The 19,030-nt window shown below is 46.2% G+C and carries 13 protein-coding genes; 1 reads left to right on the forward strand and 12 read right to left on the reverse strand.

Annotation, left to right across the window (positions count from 1 at the left end):
- Positions 1-189: 189 nt before the first annotated feature.
- From ACSNJE_RS03360 to ACSNJE_RS03395, 8 genes are all read right to left on the reverse strand, one after another.
- Entirely contained in the window at positions 190-1,779 is a 1,590-nt protein-coding gene (locus ACSNJE_RS03360; RefSeq protein WP_052218234.1) for a DEAD/DEAH box helicase, read from the reverse strand.
- A 39-nt stretch (positions 1,780-1,818) separates the two neighbouring features.
- Entirely contained in the window at positions 1,819-3,225 is a 1,407-nt protein-coding gene (locus ACSNJE_RS03365; RefSeq protein WP_495251990.1) for a metallophosphoesterase family protein, read from the reverse strand.
- A gap of 14 nt (positions 3,226-3,239) precedes the next feature.
- Positions 3,240-4,484: a competence/damage-inducible protein A gene (locus ACSNJE_RS03370; RefSeq protein WP_495251991.1), complete on the reverse strand. Its 1,245-nt coding sequence runs from the start codon at positions 4,482-4,484 to the stop codon at positions 3,240-3,242.
- A 130-nt stretch (positions 4,485-4,614) separates the two neighbouring features.
- Positions 4,615-6,114: an AAA family ATPase gene (locus tag ACSNJE_RS03375; protein ID WP_474660107.1), complete on the reverse strand. Its 1,500-nt coding sequence runs from the start codon at positions 6,112-6,114 to the stop codon at positions 4,615-4,617.
- Entirely contained in the window at positions 6,098-6,670 is a 573-nt protein-coding gene (locus ACSNJE_RS03380; RefSeq protein ID WP_495251992.1) for a hypothetical protein, read from the reverse strand. The genes ACSNJE_RS03375 and ACSNJE_RS03380 overlap by 17 nt, the downstream gene beginning before the upstream one ends.
- A gap of 106 nt (positions 6,671-6,776) precedes the next feature.
- Positions 6,777-7,328: a CDP-diacylglycerol--glycerol-3-phosphate 3-phosphatidyltransferase gene (gene pgsA / locus ACSNJE_RS03385; protein ID WP_013120308.1), complete on the reverse strand. Its 552-nt coding sequence runs from the start codon at positions 7,326-7,328 to the stop codon at positions 6,777-6,779.
- A 1-nt stretch (position 7,329) separates the two neighbouring features.
- Positions 7,330-8,649 (reverse strand): 30S ribosomal protein S12 methylthiotransferase RimO, encoded by a 1,320-nt coding sequence (rimO, locus tag ACSNJE_RS03390; RefSeq protein WP_495251993.1) that lies wholly within the window; start codon positions 8,647-8,649, stop codon positions 7,330-7,332.
- Between the two features lie 98 nt (positions 8,650-8,747).
- Positions 8,748-10,688, reverse strand: a complete 1,941-nt coding sequence (locus ACSNJE_RS03395; RefSeq protein ID WP_474773146.1) for a YgiQ family radical SAM protein — start codon at positions 10,686-10,688, stop codon at positions 8,748-8,750.
- A gap of 200 nt (positions 10,689-10,888) precedes the next feature.
- On the opposite strand from ACSNJE_RS03395, the gene ACSNJE_RS03400 reads away from it, so the two are divergent.
- Positions 10,889-11,380 (forward strand): YajQ family cyclic di-GMP-binding protein, encoded by a 492-nt coding sequence (locus tag ACSNJE_RS03400; protein WP_052218187.1) that lies wholly within the window; start codon positions 10,889-10,891, stop codon positions 11,378-11,380.
- Positions 11,381-11,406: 26 nt separating this feature from the next.
- On the opposite strand, the gene ACSNJE_RS03405 is transcribed toward ACSNJE_RS03400, so the two are convergent.
- The 4 genes from ACSNJE_RS03405 to ACSNJE_RS03420 all read right to left on the reverse strand — a co-directional run bounded on the left by ACSNJE_RS03405 (position 11,407) and on the right by ACSNJE_RS03420 (position 19,015).
- Positions 11,407-11,964, reverse strand: coding sequence for a hypothetical protein (locus ACSNJE_RS03405; protein ID WP_495251994.1), 558 nt, complete (start codon positions 11,962-11,964; stop codon positions 11,407-11,409).
- Positions 11,965-11,997: 33 nt separating this feature from the next.
- The gene (gene ccsA, locus ACSNJE_RS03410) at positions 11,998-12,837 is read right to left on the reverse strand and encodes a cytochrome c biogenesis protein CcsA (RefSeq protein WP_052218185.1); all 840 of its coding nucleotides are present in this window, start codon (positions 12,835-12,837) and stop codon (positions 11,998-12,000) included.
- Between the two features lie 7 nt (positions 12,838-12,844).
- Positions 12,845-14,152 (reverse strand): cytochrome c biogenesis ResB family protein, encoded by a 1,308-nt coding sequence (locus ACSNJE_RS03415; protein WP_495251995.1) that lies wholly within the window; start codon positions 14,150-14,152, stop codon positions 12,845-12,847.
- Positions 14,153-14,242: 90 nt separating this feature from the next.
- Positions 14,243-19,015, reverse strand: a complete 4,773-nt coding sequence (locus tag ACSNJE_RS03420) for a cytochrome c3 family protein (RefSeq protein ID WP_495251996.1) — start codon at positions 19,013-19,015, stop codon at positions 14,243-14,245.
- Between the last annotated feature and the right edge of the window lie 15 nt (positions 19,016-19,030).

Below are 19,030 nucleotides of genomic sequence, written 5' to 3' on the forward strand. Positions count from 1 at the left end.
TAACGAAAATCCGCTTGTTGTCAACTACTGCCTCTGGCCACTGATATTCCCCGCAATAAAAAAAGGTTAGACTGTTTTCAAGGTGGCAGTACGCGCTAAAACAGTCTCACCTCCATTGTAGCTTTCCCGTCCGTAAATTTTAAGCGAGCGTTTTTTGCAAAATAAGGTTTGCAAATTAAGAATTGTCTTTTACTTGCGCACCTTTGCCGGTTCAACAAAAAGCTTCTTCCCCTTGACTTCGGTTTTGTGCAGCGAATACATCACCTGTTCTGCTACCTGTTGGGGAACTTCCACAAAAGAAAACCTGTCGAATATCCTGATGGCCCCGATTGATTTGCCGGGAATAGCAGCTTCTTCCGCTATAAGTTTGATAATTTCCGGCGGGTTCATTTCCTCCTGTCGTCCTATGTTCATAAACAACCTGACCATCCCCGGGCGGGCTCCTGTCTCACCAAAGTCTGCCTCGTCTATTTCAATTTCCTTGGCGGGCAGTTCCAGATCCAAAGCCAGTTTCAAGGCTGCGCTGGCTATGTCTATGAGATTATAATCTGCAGCCAATTCCTGCACAATGTCCCGGTAAATGTCCAACTGTCCGCCGTTTATGGTGTTGGCCACCTTGTCAATCATTTGCACCTTTTGCCGTTCAAATATATCGGCAATAGAAGGCAGGTTTTTTCGGGCTATCCTGGCCCCAATAATTTTTTCAATCAACCTTAACTGCCTGTATTCTTCGGGGACTATGAAGGTAATAGCTTTACCACTCCTACCGGCCCGGCCCGTACGCCCTATCCTGTGGACGTAAACCTCCGGATCCTGCGGAATATCGTAGTTTATAACATGGCTGACATTTTCAATGTCCAGACCCCTGGCCGCCACATCGGTAGCTACCAGGTAATCAACCTGCCCATTTTTAAACTTTCGCATCACCTTATTCCTTTGGGCCTGGGTTAAATCGCCATGCAGCCCTTCTGCCTGGTATCCCCTTGTTTCCAGGCTGGCGACCAACTCATCCACACCTCTTTTGGTTTTACAGAATATAATAGCAAGGGTTACATCGATGGTTTCCAGGACCCGGCACAGGCTTTCCAGCTTGGTCTTTTCTCTGACCTCATAATATACCTGTTCAATGGAAGGAACGGTGAGTTCGTCTTTACTGACAGCGACCAACCTGGGGTTCTTTAAATATTTCCTGGCCAGTTGCTGAATCTCATGAGGCATAGTGGCCGAAAACAGTAAGGTCTGCCTGGTCTCAGGAGTCTCTTTGATTATGGCTTCTATATCATCGATGAAGCCCATATCCAACATTTCATCAGCTTCGTCCAAAACCAGCATTTTTAAGTGCTGCAGCCGCAGCGTTCCCCTGTTTATATGGTCCAACAGGCGTCCCGGCGTTCCAACTACTACCTGCACTCCCCGTTTGAGAGCCCCTATTTGCCGGTCAATGGACTGTCCGCCGTAGACAGCTAAAGTTCTTACATCTTTGAACTTACCCAGTTTCATTATTTCTTCGGCCACCTGGATAGCCAGTTCTCTGGTGGGAGTGACCACCAGCGCCTGGACGGCCCTGTACCTGGGATTTAACTTTTCTAAAATAGGAATGCCGAAAGCTGCCGTCTTACCTGTGCCCGTCTGGGCTTGACCAATTACATCATGGCCGTTCAATAGAACAGGAATAGCCTCTGCCTGAATCGGTGTCGGTTCTTCAAACCCCATTTCTTTAACGGCCTGTAAAATTCTCCTGCTTAAGTTGAGACTCTCGAAAGTCTTCGTTTCCAGCATCAATCTTTTTCTCTCCTCTACCCTATTCTGTTATGATTTTTATTCTTTTTTAACCTGTTGATAAATTTCGGGAAATATCCTGCGCTCCAAACTGTATCCGCTCTGCAGATTGGAAACCTTGATCGTATCTGCGGCAATCAGATGGTAATCCGATAGCTCTTTTTTCAATTGCAGCACCACCAAGGAATATGGAATATCGTTTTTTGACTTAAACCCGCCTATACCTGCGGCGCCCGTAGTCCCGGCATCAATAATCACTGATTTGTTTCTGATGTTTATTTTGTAAGCATGGTCATGTCCGTGTAAAATTACCGGGACTTTACCTGCCATGCGCAGCGCGATTCTATTGTTATGCACGGCAAGTATATCGGGTTTTTCAGGCATTTTAGTTAATGATTTTGTGAACTTTTGGGCTAAAATCCCGGCTGTTTTGTTATCCGGAGCTGTTATTGACTGTTCATAGGCAGACGGGTCAGGAAAGCCGATGATTTTTAACCCTTTGACGTTGACCGGCTGTCCTTCCAAAACAGTTACGTTGGGAAGGCCTCTTAATTCATTAATAACCTCTCTTGTTTCATGATTCCCCGGTACAAACACGTAAGGTATTCCCATCCGTTTTAGCCGGTCCAGCAGCACAGTTTCTACCGGTGTGCCGAAATCAGAAATATCGCCCGTGTCAATAACCAAATCAACCTTAAAAGTAGTAGCAACCTGTTCAATAAAATCAAAAGCAGCCGGGTTGTTGTGGAGGTCGGAGACATGCAGGACCCGTAGGTCCCCATTGGCTGCCGGTCCCATAGCCTCAAGAGTGTCTACCCGACGGAACATATCGTACAGGTTGTCGGCAACGGTTTGCAACTGTTTGCTCCATAAATCAAATTTGCTAATACCGTTTTGCACCAACCCGATCATCCAGGGAGCTGTTTTTAACATACCTTCATACTCGGGGTTCTCAAAGGCCTGAAAATTGTATGATTTATAGGTAAAGCTCAGGGCCAGGGTCACTATAACCAGCCCTAACAGGGCCCCATACAGATACTCATACCATTTTTTTCTCTGTAGCAGAAGAACCCCCAGCAAACCGCCACACCCACCTAATAAAAGGGATTTGTAAATAAGGGCCTGAAAATTTTTCTCTACATTCCGACGGACTTCATTCAGTAATTCCGTGGTTTTGGGAGTGTCTTCTACCATCTTTTTCAGTTGGTTTAAGTCAATACTCTCCAGGGTAATGACAATGCCCACCGGTGATTTATGGGTATACGCTTTAATTTTTCCCAGCGGGGGAACCTGGATCTCCGTTACTCCTGGTTTGGTCAGGTCCAGTTTTAACTGAGCCTGTAATGCGGCAATCCGGAATTCATTATTTCCAAAAGCATAAAGGGCAAAAGCAGCACCGACTATTACTGCTAAAGAAACCAGAAGAAACGCCAGGAACCTTTTCATCGCCAACACCCTCTCTAAGAGTAGTTTTCCAGTATGTACAATCTGAGCATGTTAAGTGCTGCGCGTGCTGAAAGTTCCCGGATGTTTTCCCTGTCTCCGTAAAACAGGTGTTTTTGGGAAAAGGCTCCGTCTTTGTGTGCCAAACCGGTATAAACAAGGCCCACAGGTTTTTCCGGACTCCCACCGCCCGGCCCCGCAATTCCCGTAACTGAAACAGCCACATCTGTATTACCAAGTTTTTTTACACCCCTGGCCATTTCCAGGGCTGTTTCACTGCTAACGGCGCCAAATTGCTTCAGGGTCTCAGGGAACACCCCTAATATTTTTTCTTTGGCCTCGTTGCTGTAAGATACCACACCATACATCAGGTATTCCGAACTTCCCGGCAGGTCCGTCAACTTCTTGGCAATAAGGCCTCCGGTACAAGATTCAGCCAGAGATACAGTCAGGTTATGTTTTACCAGGAGACGCGCCACCGTCATCTCCATGGTATCTTCATCAAAACCAAATACTTTGTTGCCCAAACGCGTGGTTATTTCACAGGTGATTTGCTCCAGCTCATCCCCGTCTGCCGCGTCGTTTTCAGTCAACAGCTTAACCCATACTTCTCCGCGCTGAGCCTGGTAGGCTATTTCCACATTCCCGTTCTTCCGGTGCAGGTCTGCCAGCAAATCCTGTACCGCAGACTCGCCTATCCCCCATAACTTAATGGTTTTTTGCTTTAACCGGTCTGCGCCTGTCAACCCTTTTTTCTGTAAATAGGGTTTCACGTATTGTTCAAACATGGGCTGCAATTCCCAGGGAGGGCCGGGCAAGACTACAAAAATCTTGTCTCTGGCCTCCAGGATAAATCCCGGCGCTGTCCCCACTTCATTCGTCAAAGCCAGAGCGCTCACTGGCAGGAGGGCCTGTTTCCTGTTAGCCTCCGGCATGTCCACACCCCGGGCGGCGAAAAAAGCCCTGATCCTTTCTAGAGATGCTTCGTGCAACTGCATTTCCAGCCCCAGTACAGCGGCCAGGGACTCTTTTGTAATGTCATCTACCGTAGGGCCCAAACCTCCGGTGACAAAAATCAGGTCTGATTCAGCCAAAGCTGATTTAAGTGCATCTTTAAGGTTTTTCTCATAATCTCCAATTGTTGTCTGCCGCCAGGTCCGAATACCCAATAGCATTAACTCCCTGGCCAGATAATGGGCATTAGCGTTCCGGGTACGACCGGTCAACAATTCCGTGCCTGTATTAATGATTTCTGTTTTCATATTTCACCATCTGGATATTAATAGAATTTCAACCCGTGCGGGAGAATTTAAGCATAACCCTTTTTATTATAGTAGAAAATTCAATAACCCGCAAATTTTATTTAAAAAAAGGGGCAACCTAACGCTGCCCTTATATTGACACTGCTGTACTTTCCATTGTAAACATCAGTTTTCTGAATTCTTCTCCGGATAATCGTTCCTTATCCAGGACGATTTCCACCACTTCTTTGATCCTTTCCCGGTAAGAACTGAGAATCTGTTTCACCTTTTGTTCCTGCAAACCGATGATGGAGGAAATTTCATTATGCAGCAAGTCCTTGGGAATACTGTCTTCAGAAACAACGCCCAGTGACGACAGTCCTGAATAAACAATTTTCTTGGCCACATTAACAGCCTGTTGAAAATCGTTGGCCGCGCCGGTACTTCTGCCGCCCAAAACAAGTTCTTCGGCTACAGCGCCGCCCAGCATGATGCTGATCTGTTTTTCCAGGTACTCCTTGGTGTACAAGTAAGCATCATCTTCAGGAGTCTGCCTGATGTAACCAAGGGCATTTCCTCGTGGACTGATGGTAAGAGTCGATACGGAACCGGGACGCAGAATCTCGCTGACCAGGGCATGGCCCGTTTCATGAACGGCAACCCGGTATAGCTCTTCATTATTCGGCCTCTTGTCCAGTTTCTCACCCATAATTACCTTGTCTATAGCTTCCTTAAAATGTGCCATGCTTATTTTTGATGCACCCTGGCGGAAAGCATAAATAGCTGCTTCATTAGCCAAACTTTCCAGGTGAGCGCCGGAAAAACCAAAGGTTTCCCTGGCCAGTTCATCCAGGTCAACATCGCCGGCTAAGGGTTTGTTACGGGTGTGGATCTGCAGAATCTGCTTTCTTCCTTCGCGACTTGGCAGGTCTACCTTCACATGCCGGTCAAACCTACCGGGTCTTAAAAGGGCTGGATCCAGCATGTCTATCCTGTTGGTGGCAGCAACCAGTAGAATTCGCACGGAATCATCGGTTTTCATGCCATCCATTTCCACCAAAAGCTGGTTAAGGGTTTGGTCATACTCCATGTGGCTGGTTGTCTGGCCTCTTTTGCCGCCAAGTACATCTATTTCGTCAATGAAAATAATGGCATTGGACTTGTTATTTTTGTTCGCCTTCTCTCTTGCTGCGGCAAATAATCTCCTGACCCGCTGCGCTCCGACACCGGCATACATCTCGATAAATTCCGACCCGCTGGTAGCAAGGAACTCAGCGTCGGTATATGTGGCCGCTGCCTTTGCCATCATGGTTTTTCCCGTACCCGGCGGCCCGGTCAGAAGAATACCTTTGAGAGGCCTTATTCCCAGTTCTTTGATCTTCTCGTAACTCTTGATAAAATCCAAGGCTTCTTTTAACTCATTGATGGCAGTTTCCTGCCCCCCAATATCATCAAAGGTAATTCTGTCGCTGTTAACTGAAGTTCCACCGTTATGAAGAGCCAAAGGTTTCACCAACCCTCTGGCCCCGGCTAAAAAGTACATGGCTCCGGCGAACATAATCAAAAATATAAAAGGTACTATATCATATCCCTGTATGCCCAGAAATATAAGAACAGCGATGACAGCTCCTATACTAATTTCTTTGAGCATTATTATCACTTCCCATCGTATCGGCAACAGCTCCGCCCATCTGATAATTCCTGCGCGAAATAATCTCATAAAGGTAGTTATCGCCTTTATACAAAGATACATAGATATTTTCCTCGTCAATATAAACTTTGGCTTTCGCCCCTTTGGCCGCGGCATACCTGGCTACCTCGGCAGGGATACTGGTATAGTTGCCCTTGGCCAAAGCCTCGTAAACCACAAACTGGCTGTCTCTGTAAGCTTCTTCTAATTCCGGAGAGCGCTTGTCCAAAATCTTGATTTGAAACTTTTTATCTCCCAGCACCTTTTCTGTGTCACTTTTAATATCCTGATAAGCGCTGTACAGGTTGTCGGTTTTCTTCAAAGTCAGGGTAATGGTGGTAGTATCTCCCTCTTTATCAATGCTCGGTTTGAGCACCAGCTTGGTCTCGGAATACATTTTAAAAAGAGGTTTTTCAATATTAAACCTTTCATTGACATATTTAATGCCAAAAAGGAGGGCTAGTGTGACAATTATGGCTGTTGCTATGACTATTACTCTGAATCCTTTTATCTGCACTTTTTCCTCCTCCTTTCTTTCTGCTAGGGTCATTATAACATAGTCTTTTATACCTTTCCTTATGTAATGATTGGTATAAAAAAAGTGGCTTCCGCCACTGAAAAAGTCATTTCTGTGATGTTTTCAACAAATGACGGGCTCTTCTGAAGTAGTCAAGGCCCGACCAGACGGTAAAGAATACAGCTACCCCCATAGCCAACCGGCCGATGGAAACATTAAGTTTTAATAAGTTGAAGGGAAAATCGTGGATAAATAAAAAGACGATGGCGATAATCTGCGAAACGGTCTTTATCTTACCCAGCCAACTTGCCGATATAACCACTCCATCGGCGGCTACTACCGCCCGTAGGCCGGTTACGGCGAATTCACGGGCAATAATGATAAAAGCCACCCAAGCAGATATCATGCGCAATTCAACCAGGGAAATCAGGGCGGCAGACACCATGAGCTTATCGGCAAGAGGATCCATGAACTTACCCAGCCGGGTAACCTGATTTCTCTTACGGGCTATATACCCATCGAGCCCGTCGGTACTGGCTGCCAAAATAAAAACTCCCGCAGCTATATACTGCCCGTATTTTACTTTAATTGACAATATCAAAAGGAAAACGGGTACCAAAATAATTCTCGCCAATGTCAGGCGGTTGGCCAGGTTCATCTCATACCTCTCCTATCAAATCATATTCACTGGCATCTGTTATCTTGACCTGCACAATATCACCCGGGTTCAGAGCGGGGCCGGAAAAATAGACCAAACCGTCAATTTCCGGAGCATCGGCATCACTTCTGCCCACATATATTTCTGGATTATCTGCAGAAATTCCTTCTACCATGACTAAAATAGTCGAACCAATCTTTTGCCGGTTTTTTTGCAGAGAAATCTTCTGCTGTTCCCGCATAATAATATCCCGGCGTTTAATTTTTACCTCTTCCGGCACCTGGTTTGCCAGCATCCCCGCTGGAGTGCTTTCTTCCCTCGAATAAGTAAATACGCCGAGGCGATCGAACTTGGCCTCCCGCACAAACTCAAGCAGGTTTTGGAACTGGGCTTCTGTTTCACCGGGAAAACCGACTATCAGTGTAGTACGCAGAGTAATACCGGGAACTTCTTTTCTTAGACGATTAATTAGTTTCATTATCTCTTCCCGGTCGCCCTGCCTATTCATGGCCTTAATTATGTCTTTATCGACATGCTGTATGGGCATATCCAAGTACTTGCAAACCTTGGGTTCACCCCTTATAATTTGAATCAAGTCATCAGTGATCCTGGTTGGATAAGCGTACAGTATCCGGATCCAATGAACCGGTAGACTGGCAATTTCCTGTATTAATTCGGCCAGGGCATATCTGCCATATATGTCGGTTCCATACCTGGTAGTATCCTGAGCAATCAGAATAACTTCTTTTACCCCGCGTCGGACTAAATCATTTACTTCCTGCAGAATAGACTCTTTGGGACGGCTGCGGTATCCGCCGCGAATACCGGGTATGGCACAATAAGAACACCTATTGTCACACCCTTCGGCAATCTTTACATAAGCCGTATAAGGTGGCGTTGACTGCCATCTGGGCAGCGTATGATCATATATGAATTCCCGGTCAGTAACCAGTTCCGGGCGCATGCCTGCCGCAGCATCCCTGACCACCTGCACAATTTTATCAATTTCTCCGGTGCCGATTATACCGTCTATTTCCGGCATTTCTTTCAGCAGTTCGTCTTTATAGCGTTGGGCCAGACAACCGGCAACAATGAGGGCTTTACAGTTACCTTCCTCTTTATACCGGGCTAATTCCAAAACCGCATTAATGGATTCCTCTTTTGCCTCATCGATAAAGCCGCAGGTGTTTACTATAAGAATATCGGCAGATTTTTCTTCCTCGACTATTTTGAACCCTGCTTCTGCCAGGAGACCCATCATTACTTCGGTATCTACCAAATTTTTGTTGCACCCTAAACTGGTGAATCCCACCTTCAGCAATACTATTCCTCCCGTATTAACCTCTACTGTAAAACTCTAATTTTTAGTATAATTTATGCTTACAACAGTGTCAAAACAAATAAACGGCAGATAACCGTTTATTTTCTGCCTTTTCCCCTGCCGGCAGCCCTTTCCCGGTGTCCGTTCCGCTTACCCTCCGTCCTTTTGCCGACGCCGCTCAAGGCCTTTTTGCCTTCCGGTCCCTTGCCTTTTCTTTTATGAACGGCTTTCTCCTTTGCCGTATCTTTGGCCGGCCTCACCAAAGCCTTTGGCCCGTATCCGATCAGGTCTTCCCGGCCTGCTCTCCGTAAGGCTTCCCGGACCAAAGGGTGGTTTTTCGGGTCTCTGTATTGCAGCAAAGCCCGCTGCATCCTTCGTTCCTTTTCACTCTTCGGGACATAGACTTTTTTGCCTGTCAGCGGGTCAATCCCCGTATAATACATGCAGGTTGCCAGGCTTCCCGGGGTAGGCGTAAAATCCTGGACTTGTTCCGGATTATACCCCAGGTCGCGCACATACTCAGCCAGTTCCACTGCATCTTTTAAGGTTGTTCCCGGGTGGCCGGCGATAAAATAAGGAACCAGGTACTGTTCTTTACCGATAGACTTGTTCACATCATAAAAAAGTTGCCTGAAAGCAGTAAAAACCTGTTTCGGCGGTTTCCGCATGGCCTGTAGCGTTCCGGCAGCAACATGCTCGGGCGCAACCTTCAGCAAGCCGCTGACATGGTGTTCACATAGCTCTTTTAGGATTTCCTTTCGTTTCCTGTCAGCCATAAGATAATCAAACCTGACTCCCGACCGGACAAAAACCTTTTTAACACCGGGTATGCTTCTGGCTTTCCTGAGCAGGTCAATATATTCTGCATGGTCAACCTGCAGATTATTACACTTTTCAGGATACAGGCAGAGTCGTTCGGTACACCTTTTGCCCCGGCAGGCAGGGTTGCGGAAATTGGCCGTCGGCCCGCCAATGTCGTGAATTATACCTTTAAAATTTTCGCTTTTGGTCATTTGCCTTATTTCCGTCAGAATGGATTCTGCGGACCTTTTTTGAATAAGGCGGCCCTGGTGGAAATTGAGGGCACAAAAGGCACAACCGCCAAAACAACCGCGGTGGCTGGTGATACTGAATTCCACCTCTTGCAGGGCCGGCACTCCACCCTGCTTCGCATATTTTGGATGAGCTGCACGCATAAAGGGCAGGCTGTATAGCTCATCCATTTCCTTTTCCGAAAGAGGTCTGGCGGGCGGGTTCTGTACCACGTAACCTCCGTCATGTTCCTGTACCAGAGCCTGCCCTGTGTAGGGATTCTGGTTAAGATACTGAATTCTGAAAGCCTCAGCGTATTTTAACTTATTTTCAGCCACTTCTTGAAAAGACGGCAGTGTTTTATATGAAAAGAGCATGTTTTTTTCTCCGCTCAAATCCCTGGTCACAAAAGCAGTACCTCTGATATCATTAAGTTCCTCAATGGCCTCACCTTTTTTCAGGCGTTCGGCAATTTCCAGAATCTGTTGTTCACCCATTCCGTAAACCAGCAGCGGGGCCCGGGCATCAATAAGTATGGAGCGGCGCACCTTGTCATCCCAGTAATCGTAATGAGCAAGCCGCCGCAAGCTGGCTTCAATACCCCCAAGGACAACGGGGACATCGGGAAATGCCTCTCGCACACGATTGGCATATACTATACAGGCCCGGTCCGGTCTGAGTCCCGCTTTGCCGCCCGGTGAGTAATCGTCTTCTGTCCTCTTGTGTTTACCTGCCGTATAATTAGCTACCATGGAATCAAGGTTTCCGGCTGTTATTAAAAAGGCATACCGGGGCCTGCCCAGCACCGTAAAGTCCACGGTGCTTTTCCAGTCGGGCTGGGCAACTATGCCGATCCTATACCCTCTGCTTTCCAGTAGTCTGCCTATTAAAGCTGCCCCAAAACTGGGGTGGTCCACATAGGCATCGCCCGTAACAATGATATAGTCAAGATAATACCACCCTCGCGCTTCCATATCTTCTTTTGACACAGGCAAAAAGTCCTTCAAATAAATACCCCCACAATATAGTTAGCTTCTTAATTATAACACGGTGAACGGGCTTTAGCCTAATTATTCCGAACATCAAGCTGTATTGCCGGAGGCCGATTGGGATTAACTGGCCATTGGCTTCTGGCCACCATTTCTGTTTGCTCTCGACTGGCCATTGTTGTATAATAATAGAAAAATACGCATGGGAGGTATGGAAATTGGCCAAGGACAACAGTTTTGATATCGTTTCCGTGGTGGATAAGCAGGAAATAGATAACGCCGTGAACCAGGCCATGAGAGAGATTGAAAACCGTTTCGACTTTAAGGGCAGTAAAAGTGAAGTCAGGCATGACGGCAATACCATCACCCTGATTTCCGACGATGAATTTAAGTTAAAAAACGTGGTTGACATATTGGAATCGAAAATGGTGAAAAGGAACGTAGACTTAAAGGCTCTGAAGTACGGCAGGATTGAACCGGCAGCCGGTGATACCGTCAGGCAGGTGGTCACTATCCAACAGGGTATTGACAAAGAAACAGCTAAGGAAATCGTTAAGTTCATTAAAAACACCAAGCTCAAGGTACAGGCCCAAATCCAGGAAGACCAGGTCCGGGTTTCCGGCAAGAGCCGCGACGATCTACAGGCCGTTATCAAGGCCGTACGGGAACACGACTTTGGCATTCCCCTGCAGTTTACAAATTATAGGTAAAAAACCTCTCCGTGCCGGAGAGGTTTTTATCTCTTTAAGACCTGCTCCTTAAAACTCACCTCATAAACCTTCCACTTATCCCGCTTTATCAGCTTATAAGTGGTATTGTACTTTATAAGGAAGGGTCCTTCAATCTTGGCCCCCGTTTCTGGGTGAAGATATTCATACGTCCATATCTCTTCTGTCTTCACCTGGGCAGTGAGTTCTTTGGCAGGCTGCTTTTTTGCGGTTGCAGCCTGTTTGGCCTGTTTATTCCCTTTATTTGGCGATTCGTCAGCCACAGCCTTTCCTTGGTCGTTGTCCACCTGTGCGGAAATAAACTTTATACTATCCAGTTCTGCCGATAAAACCTTTTTTTCTTCGTTCATATAAGTTAGGAAAAGTTCCATCCGGCGAACTTCATTCTCCAGTGCTACATTGTTGAGTAAACTAACATCTCCCGTACGCAATACAACCTTAAGAGTGCGGTTATAGTTATTTACGGCATCCTGCAGAGCCTTCTCTTCTGTTTTGCCGGTGCAGCCACCTGTCAGGAATGTCATTATGAAAATATTCAATATAATTATTACCCTTCTTACCAACATTCTTACCACCAAGTCATTATTATTTTGGAAAAACTACAGCTCTAGGTGTTCATGAACCGTATCATAGATTAAAGGCATGCCGAAATACGAAAAGAGAACTATAAAGACAGCAATGATAGATAACCAGGCGCCTCGTTTTCCCCGCCACCCCATAGTTACCCGGAGATGCAATAAGGTGCCGTAAACAAACCAACTAACCAATGACCATGTTTCTACAGGGTCCCAACCCCAGTAGCGACCCCAGGCCTTATAGGCCCACACAGCTCCCGCACCAATCATGATGCTCATACAGATGAATGCAAAGACAGCAAACCGGTAAGTATAAAAATCACAAAAATCCAGAGAAGGTACCCACCCGGGCACATCTTCGCCTGAATCAGTGTTGGATTTACCGGCCCGCCACAGGTACAACCCTCCAAAAAAAGCCGAAATCAATCCCGAACCGTAAGCTAGCTTGGCAAAGGCCACATGTACCCCCAACCAGTAAGTCAAAAAGGTAGACGGGATTTCAGTAGTTTCTTTTGACCCTGTTAAAGCAATCCCTATCATAAAAAAGGCCACTGGAAACAAAACTGTTCCCGTTACCTTCAATTCCCTTTTTATCAAAAACAATACCAGGTACAGTAATATAAACGCCCAAGCATAGCTGTTAAAAACTTCGTACTTCCCCCAGTAAGGAAAGTGCCCAGTTTGCATCCAACGCAATATTATCCCGGCTGTATGAGGCAAAAAACCAATTACGGCTAGATAAGGAGAAAAATTGGTAAGATTTGGTTTTCTAAAAATTATTGCGATAAGGTTGAGACAAGTAGCTGCAACATAAACGGTAACTGCCGCCCAGAATAAAATTACCTGAACTTTTATTGCATCCAAGGTTATATCATCTCCCTTTAAATCTAAATTCTCCGGACAATGTTTGGGAAATACTGGCTACTTCCCGTTTGACAACTTCTTTGCCTGTCCAGGCCAGATAATCTACCCGGTATCCCCTTTCAGTATTTTTTATAAAAATTACCACAGGAGGAAACAGGTAGTATATGATTAGGCCCAGTAAAAACAAAAGGAATCCTCCTGCCAATATATAAGCCCCTGTCATCCACTGCACCCGTACCATTAGATAAGGTATGGTTCCAACGAACCGGAACTTATGCCCGTTTTGCATGGTTATTTCCTGTCCGGCTTTTACCAGCCCGTTATATACTACCTTATTTTCATACCGGGCTACCAGGTGAAGAGCCGGGTTTTTCTCTTGATAGGTGGCAGTAAAATACCTTCCCTCCTTTTTCCTCACATCGGGGTAATAATTAAAGGTCAACCGGTACGGCGTTCCCTTTTGAACAAAGTTTTTGAATGAATACTCCGTACTTGTCCCGTGGTCTAAAGTGTTCAATCCCTGTAGATGGTCAATAATAACTTTATTCTTTTGGTCTCTAATCCTGAATTTAACATAATATCCGTAGGTATCTCGAACCAAAGACAGCAGTCCCATATTCATTTGAGAATCCCTATCAAGAATACCCTCGCTTATCACCTGTCCGTCTTTAATTATACTAACCTTACCTGAAGCGCTTACCCCATCCTTTTCATATTTCATTTCAACTTTATCCAGTAATAGCTGAAAACGGTTATATTTGCTAGGATGCAAAGGTCTCTCATCAATAATGGCGTAATTATGGCGCCGGTCATCAATAATTTTGCCGGGCGGCAAAATCAGGTAGCCCGTAAAACCGGCAAAAATATCTACCATAATACCAAACATGGAAATTACTATACCCAAATGAAATAAAGGGGCGCCCCAGAACCCAATCCTGTTTTTTTGTCCCGCCAGGGTTTCATCTGATAATTGCCAAATTCGGTACTTGTATTTTTTTGCCAAATTAAATATGCCCGGTAAATTTTGCACCTGTTGTGAAATGCCTGCGCTAAAAATTTTCCGGTATTTATGCCACCTCTTTTTGCTGATGATAAATTGCCTTGCCGTACATAACATCGTAACTGCCAACAAAAAAATGTTTAATACCAGGAACCATGTACTGGAAAAGACCTGACCGGAATTCATACGAGGGGCTTGAACCCTGACAAGAGAAGAGTCCAGGATAGTTCCGACAGATATGGCAACTGTCAATATCACAAAGATAATTATAGTTAAAAAAGGAGATAAAAGACTTTGATACAGTTTCTTAAACACTTAACCCCTCCCCCCGCCTTAATAAACATGAAATAAAATTAAATAAAATTTCAGGACCCTTTAACCCTATATCGGGTTAAAGGGTCCAACTTATCGATGGTCAGAACACTGACTAACAGTGGAACTGCAACTGCTTTTGCTGTTATATTGAGGGTGTGCGTAAGTCCCACTGTTTAAATAAGATTCCGGGTCCACATCCGGGCCGCCACCGTCATTAACCGCTATAAAATGCGCTCTGTTAGAACCGTGGAACCTGGTACCATGGCACCTTTTGCAGGATACCTGCATATGATCGGATTTGTTGTTCATGTGTTGGGTCTTATAGTAGTTTTCCTCGTGGCACCTGAAGCAAATAAAATCCGAGGGAAGTCCAGTTCTCGTGTTAATAGAAATATCATAACTTCCTTTGAGAATATTTGGATAAGGAGATCCATGCGGACCTTTTGCTCCGGTGGGACTGCCATGACAATCTGTGCATTTCATTTTACTGGTAGCAGTCCATCCGTTAATTAAGTGAGCGTTAACCCGAGTAGTGTCAAGGTTTGGGTTGTTAGACAACTCCACGTAATGGTAGGAGTAAGTCCCCGTAGTTCTGTAAAATTCGGCAGCAATATCCCTTTTTCCTGCTGCACTGAGATTATTCCAGTAACTGGAATGGCATTTGTAGCAGATTTCCCATTCCTCGGTAGCTTTTTGTTTCCATACCAGGCTACCGCCAGACCTGGTCACCCCGGAAACATTATTCAGGGCTCCTGCTAAATTACCGGTTGGCGTATTTTTTACTGAATGCGGGTCATGGCAGTCGTAACATTCGGCATGGCGATCAGCTATAGAAATGCTGCTATAGTTTTCCGTATTACTGTGTTTTCCGGTCATCGCCAGGGTGGGGTGACTGTTTGACTGGCTGAAACCGTTTGTCCACACATCAGGGCCGGCAGGTGTGGCTCCTCCGCCATGGCACCGTAAACATACTCCACTGGTACTGCCGGGGGTACTGTTGGGGTCTTCCGGATACTTAAGCATCCACGAATTGTCTGAACCATGCGGGTCATGACAGTTTGTACATTGTACCCCGGCATTATAGTGACCGTTGGCAGTAAAGCCAGACTTGTTCCAGGAGCCGTTGGGACCGCTATAATCAGCCGTGGTCTGGTTTGAAAAAGCCGGGAAATAGACGGAATAGGGAACCACCGTTGTATCGTTGACCATTTTCGCAGGCGGCGCATCCCCGTCATGGCACTGTATACAGAACTTGCTCTTTTCCGGTGTCACGCTCCAGTTCCAGTTATCGTTAGTATCGTAAGGGTTCGATACAATATTTGTTTTGGTAATATAATGGGGGTTATGGCAGTTTACACACTCCACGCGTGTATCATTTACTCCGTTGCTTTCCACTTTATGATGAGAGCTTTTTTGGAACAAGCTTTTAATATTTACAGTCAGTCCGTAAGTGCCCGAATTAGCAGTATCCCCATGGCAGTGGTAGCAGTTTTCTTCCTCCTTGGCCTTGGTCAGCCGGACATAGGGGCTGGCATGGTTGTTATGGCACATGACGCATTTTATCTTACTGCCCGAATCAGGCAACGGGAAGTTGCTGCTGTTATGCACTGAGTTCTCAAAAGGTGCATGGGACCCGCCAATGGCATAAATGACCTTGCTGACCTCCACATCGCCGTGGCAGGCGTAACAGAACTGGTTGCCCGAAGAGGCGTAGCCAATAAGATTGCCGTTGGCATCATATTGTGCCGCTGCTAACAGGGACGGTGTCCCGGAGTCGCTTAAATGGGGGTTATGGCAACTGGCACACTCTTTCTGCGTATGGCTCATGGGCAGCGGATGCCGTGACTTGTCCGGGTTATTCGGGTCCACATTGTATTCGTTCTGAATGTCATATTTGCTGCCCGTGCCATTATGGCAAGAGAAACAAACCTTCTGCTCCTGGGTGTCATTGAACAGCATGGATTTTTTTCCCCGGTGCGTGGTATGGCATTTGCTGCACATATTGGTCAGTTTTGGGTAAGAGCCATGGGGGTTGACCCGGAACTGAGCAACCGTGGGAACTTTGATAGATTCGGAAGGCAGTGACTCATTACCTGCCAGGTCAGTGGCTGTAGCCCTGTACCAGTATTCAGTACTGGCATTTAAACCCGTATCGGTATAATGCGTTACGGCTCCGGATATGGTTGCCACTTTTGTAAAGTTGGTACCATCGATACTGCGGTAAATATTATACGAAGAAATACCGGTGTTATCAACTGCCGCGCTCCATGCGAGGTCCACTGTTGTATCAGTACGCCCAGTAGCCCGTAAGTTATATACAGTAGCCGGCACAGTGGTGTCATTAACATTGGAAGTGGTAAAAGTATATTCACCGGAATTCACTACATGCCCTGCCGTATCATTTACTGTTACCCTGAAGTAATAGGTTGTGTTCGGTGTTAAACCGGATAAAAAGACCTGGTTATCATTATTATCATCCTGTACTGTATTTGAATAAGCTCCCGGTGATTTGCCATATGATACCTGTCCATTGGTACTTTTATTGACGCTCCACGCTATATCGGCAGAAATATTACTTACACTTATCACATGTACATTGGAAATAACAGGGGGCGTATTATCAACAATTACCTCCACGTAGGCCTCCATGAAAGCTGTGCTTCCCGTCAAGTCGGGGTCTACAGTTACCAGTTTTAACACATAGGAACCGTTGGCCAGCGAATTTGTGTCCCAGGAATAAAGCGTCCCATTAGTAACAGGCGTAGTGGAATTATGCAGCAGGTTCCAGGTTGTCACAGAATTTCTGCTGGTTCCTGCCCCATAATATACAGACCATTGCACACGCCCGCCAGGCCTGTCTGTTCTGGCGGTACCGGTAATGTCAAATATCCCGCCTACACGCGGTATAACCTCTCCCACAATGGCCGGTGAAGTTATGGTCGCTATGGCACCCAATTGTTCGGTGGTAAAGTTCTGGGTGGGAGTGGTGACAGTGTTTCCGGTAGCATCGGTAGATTTAATGTAAAAATCATACTGAGTGGCACTGTTCAGACCCGTTAACTGAACGGAATGGTTCAATACGTAAGCGCTGTTGGTAATAGTGCTCCATGTGCCGCTGGAAAACGGTTTATAGACGACTTCTGAAGTAGAGGATTCGTCAGTTGTCCATGTCACCGTAGCGGTGGTGCTGCCAACAGAAACGGAAGGACCGGAAGTTACAGTCGGAGCTGTATTGTCCACCGTTACATTTACCGTTGTTTCTGTACCTGTAGTTACCCTAAGCCTTAAAGTATAGGCTCCGTCAGTAACACCGGTCGTGTTCCACGTACCCACGCTGCCGTGATTGACAGCAGCCGCGCCATAATTAATCTGGGTCCATGGCCCGGCGCTGTTGTATCCTGGCGAATACTCCAGGTAATATTCACCGGAAGTTACACCTATAACATTGTAACTTCCGTGTATTGTTGCATTGTTGGAAGGAGAGATAATCTGCGCTGTGCCGGCGCTGGTAATTAACGTATTGCCGGAACTCTGGGGAAACGTACCGTAAGTTTTAGCCAGTATATCCTGCGCGTATAAGATAATTGCATTACTGTCAGCCAGGCTTGCTCCGACAGTAGTACCCACGTTGCCACTGTTTAATTGATAAGCCACGATTAGGTTTTTACTTGTGCCGTCAGCAACAACAAGAGGAGAGGAAAAATTCACAGTGGCACTTTCACCGGTCCAGGTTGTTGTCTCACCTAGTTTTTGTTCCCCCGTATCTATTACCCCGTTATTATTGGCATCATCATAAACCATGACCTTGGCAATAGCGCTGGCCGCCACAGCCGAACCCGTTTCATTGATAGTTAAACCACTGATTCCCGGATCTCCCCAGGCGGCGGTAAGGGTTACCTTCAGCATCTCCTGGGTAGCTCCCGGCATTACGTCCGCCGGGGCCAAATTTGTACTGGTCACAGTCACCTTTCTTTCCCCGACCCATTTCACGGCATTTAACAATAACATCTCACGCCATGTTTGGTCATTAATCCGGTTGTTATTGTTGGCATACCAGGCAAAAGGCATAAAAACCCGGCGGTTTCCCTTTCCATCGTCATAAGTATTAATAGCGCCGTAAGTATTACCGCCTATAATACTGTTGGTGATTATTTTGGCCCCGGTAGTGGCCACCAGGGAATCCTGCCAGTTGGTCTGATAACTGGTTGTTGCTGAGGAGGCCAACCCTTGGTTGACCGGATGGTTGGTATCCAAAACCCGCAGCTCTGTGATCCTGCCCCGGTCGCCGCGGGAACTGGATGTGTTGATTTCGAGAATATCCCTTTGGTCTGTTGATGTACCGGACCGACCCATATCATATAGTATGTCTTCACCCTCAATAATCAGGTTCGCTTTGCTTGTACCGGGTACCGTATTGGTCAGGTTCAGATATTCCTTTAAAAATGCTATATCGTTTCCATCCAGACCGGGAGCGTTGTTCGACGTGGACCTATAACCGACACCCTGAGTAAAAATTACCAGGTCATAATTATCAGCAATAGTGACAAAGTTTGCGTTTACTGCCCCGTTCAGTTTTTCACTGTGTACATCAACAACAAAACCCTGTCCCTGCAAAAAGCTTTGCATGTTCGTTGCCGACGTCCCTTTGCTGTAACTGCTTGGTAAATAGGTATCATCATTGGAAATAATCAGTATTTTGGAAGCAGTCACACCGGCCCTCACTTCCTGGCTTTCGCCATAGAAAAAGGAGAAAACTACCCCAAAAACAGCCAAAATAACAGCTAGAACAATCACTGTAGCTTTAATGCCATATCTGATTCTCTTTTTTCCGACCCGATTTGGGGTAATTGTTACCATGGCCATAGCAGCTTCCTCCTT

The sequence above is a fragment of the Thermincola sp. GK-1 genome (genome assembly GCF_059412445.1).